2 protein-coding genes are annotated in these 3,397 nt (G+C 68.5%); one reads left to right on the top strand and one right to left on the bottom strand.

Translation table 11 applies throughout. The features are described from left to right. Positions 1-204 precede the first annotated feature (204 nt). On the top strand, positions 205-2,382 hold the full coding sequence (locus J3476_RS27500) for a glutamine synthetase III (protein ID WP_207069425.1): 2,178 nt from the start codon (positions 205-207) through the stop codon (positions 2,380-2,382). Between the two features lie 78 nt (positions 2,383-2,460). Here the strand turns inward: J3476_RS27500 and J3476_RS27495 are convergent. Further along, positions 2,461-3,397 (bottom strand): YncE family protein (locus J3476_RS27495; protein ID WP_207069424.1); only part of this gene is annotated, 937 nt, incomplete at its 5' end.

The raw sequence follows: 3,397 nt of genomic DNA, 5'->3' as shown, positions 1-3,397 counted from the left end.
GCGCGCGTCTGCACGGCGACACGCCACCGCAGCCGCACCGCGGCGCGCGCTCACCGCTGAGCGCGCGGCATTGGTAACCAGCGCCTTCTGGCGTTGACGCCGGCGTAACAAGATCGGCACGCATCGTTCCTAAGGTGGGCCGGTCAACCGTCCATGAGAAGGGGTCGGGGCGGCCCCAGACCGAGCCAGCGATAAGGAAGTCCAGTGAGCGGAAATGCGGTGCGCCTTCAGGCCATCTACAACGTCGAGGCGTATGAACCCCCGGCCTTCAGCTTCGACCCGAACGAAGCACCCGGCGAGGTCTTCGGCTCCAACGTGTTCACCAAGGCCGAGATGCAGCTGCGGCTGCCCAAGTCGGTGTACAAGTCCGTCGTCGCGACCATCGAGAAGGGCGCGAAACTGGACCCGGCCGTGGCCGACGCCGTCGCCGCGGCGATGAAGGACTGGGCGTTGTCGAGGGGTGCCACCCACTACGCCCACGTCTTCTACCCGATGACCGGCTTCACCGCCGAGAAGCACGACAGCTTCCTGGAGCCCGTCTCCGACGGTGAGACGCTGGCCGAATTCGCCGGAAAGACTCTGATCCAGGGCGAGCCGGATGCGTCGAGCTTCCCGTCGGGTGGCCTGCGCAGCACGTTCGAAGCGCGCGGCTACACCGGATGGGACGTCACCAGCCCGGCCTACATCCTGGAGAACCCGAACGGCAACACGCTGTGCATCCCGACGGTGTTCGTCTCGATGACCGGTGAGGCGCTGGACTACAAGACTCCGCTGCTGCGCAGCCAGCAGGCCATGGGCACGCACGCCGAGCGCATCCTGAAGCTGTTCGGTCACAAGAACTTCGAGAAGGTCGTGTCGTTCTGCGGGCCCGAGCAGGAGTACTTCCTGGTCGACCGGCACTTCTTCCTGCTGCGCCCGGACCTGATCAACGCCGGTCGCACGCTGTTCGGCGCCAAGCCGCCCAAGGGCCAGGAGTTCGACGACCACTACTTCGGTGCGGTGCCCGACCGCGTCCTAGCGTTCATGATGGACACCGAGCGGGAGCTGTTCAAGCTCGGCATCCCGGCCAAGACCCGGCACAACGAGGTCGCCCCTGCGCAGTTCGAGGTCGCCCCGATGTTCGAGAAGGCCAACATCGCCTCCGACCACCAGCAGCTGCTGATGACGGTGTTCAAGAACATCGCCAAGAAGCACGGCATGGAATGCCTTTTCCACGAGAAGCCGTTCGCCGGCGTCAACGGCTCCGGCAAGCACGTCAACTTCTCGATGGGCAATGCCGAATTCGGCTCACTGCTGGTACCCGGCGACACCCCGCACGAGAACGCCCAGTTCCTGGTGTTCTGTGCGGCCATCATCCGCGCCGTGCACAAGTTCGGGGGTCTGCTGCGGGTCTCGGTTGCCTCGGCGACCAACGACCATCGCCTGGGTGCCAACGAGGCCCCGCCGGCGATCATCTCGATCTTCCTGGGCGCGCAGCTGGCCGACGTGTTCGAGCAGATCGCCAAGGGTGCGGCCACGTCGTCGAAGGGCAAGGGCGTCATGCACATCGGCGTGGACACGCTGCCGACGCTGCCCACCGATCCCGGTGACCGCAACCGCACCAGCCCGTTCGCGTTCACCGGTAACCGGTTCGAGTTCCGTGCCCCGGGCTCCGGGCAGACCGTCGCGGTGCCGATGATCATCCTCAACACGATCATGGCCGACTCGTTCGACTACATGGCCACGGCGCTGGAGAAGGCCGTCGGCGAGGGTGAGGAGTTCGACGTCGCGGTGCAGAAGCTGCTCACCGAGATCATCACCGAGCACGGTGCGGTGGTGTTCAACGGCGACGGCTACTCGGACAACTGGCAGATCGAGGCCGCCGAGCGGGGCCTGCCCAACTTGAAGACGACGCTGGATGCGATCCCCGAGCTGATCAAGCCCGACGCGATCGAGATCTTCGAGAAGTACGGCGTGTTCAGCGAGCGTGAGCTGCACAGCCGCTACGAGGTTCGCCTCGAGCAGTACGCGCTGACCATCGGTGTGGAGGCCAAGCTGGCCCTCGAGCTCGGAACCACGGTGATCCTGCCGGCGGCCGTGCGCTACCAGACCGAGCTGGCGCAGAACGTCGCCACGCTGAAGGCGGCCGGGGTGGACGCCGACACCACGATGCTCGAGGCCGTGTCCGCGCCGATCGCCGAGCTGACCGCGGCGGTGGGCGCGCTCAGATCCGCGCTGGCCGAGCACGCGGGCGAGTCGGCGCTCGACGAGGCGACCCACGCCCAGAACGCCCTGCTGCCGGCGATGGACGCGGTCCGCGCCGCGGCCGACACGCTGGAAACCGTGGTGGCCGACGACCTCTGGCCGCTGCCGACCTATCAGGAGATGCTCTACATCCTCTGACGCCGGCCTGTTCCGCGAGCGCGCGCGTCGGTACGCCGACACGCCGCATCTGGTGTGCGACGCGCGCTCGCGGGCTTGTCAGGGCACGTCCGGGTCCACGATCTGCACCACGCCGTCGGTGACGCCGGCGATGAACAACCGTCCGGTCTGTGCGTCGACGCCGACGGTGTAGGGGTTCTGCACCGTGGGCACCCGGGACACCTCCCGCGGCGTCGGCTCAGCCATGTCGTATCCGATCACTTCGTTGGTGCCCGAGGACGACACCCAGAGCCGGTCGCGGGTCGGGTCGTAGGTGATGCCGTAGGGGCCGCCGGGCTGGGCGACCTCGGCAAGCTGGCGGGGTTCGGTGCTGAACACCCGCACCGCGTCCCCGCGGGTGTCGGCGGCGATCATCCGCCCGTGCCTGTCGGCGACGAGGTGGGTCGGCCCGGCGCCGGCCGGGGTGGATCCGACGATCGTCAGGTCGGCGGCGTCGTAGATGGTCAGGTCGTTCTTGCGGACGTCCAGCAGACCCATTCGGTCGCCGACCGGCGCGAGGCCGGCCGGCTGCACGCTGTCGGTGAACACCTTGACGACCTCGAGCTCGTCGGTGCCCCTCAGCGCGGTGACGGTGCCGCCGAGTTCGTTGGCCACGAACACCGTGCCGTTCGGTGCCTGCGACGCGTCGTGGGGGAAGGTGCCGGTGATGATCTCCTGACGGGCCTCCCCGCCGGGAAGCGAGACCCGGACCAGGGCGTCGGCGCTCTCGACAGGCACCAGCACCGGCCCGCCCGGCCGCGCCAGCTGCAAGTGACGCGCATGCCCGGGCAGCGGCGTGCGTGCGGTGATCTCGCCGGTGTCGGCGTTGATCAGCACGAGCTCGTTGGGGTCACGTTTGGCGACGGCGACAGTCCGCGTGACAGCGTCGACGACGATGCCTTCCGGTGCCGCGCCGACGGCGACCTGCCGACCGGGCGGTGGCTGCGCCGGCGCGGGCGCCGACCGGGGTTCGGCCGGCGGGGGCAGCGTCTCGGTG

It is taken from the genome of Mycobacterium sp. PO1 (assembly GCF_017312405.1).
In the GTDB taxonomy this organism is placed as follows: Bacteria; Actinomycetota; Actinomycetes; order Mycobacteriales; family Mycobacteriaceae; genus Mycobacterium.
This window is presented reverse-complemented; position numbering and strand designations above follow the sequence as displayed.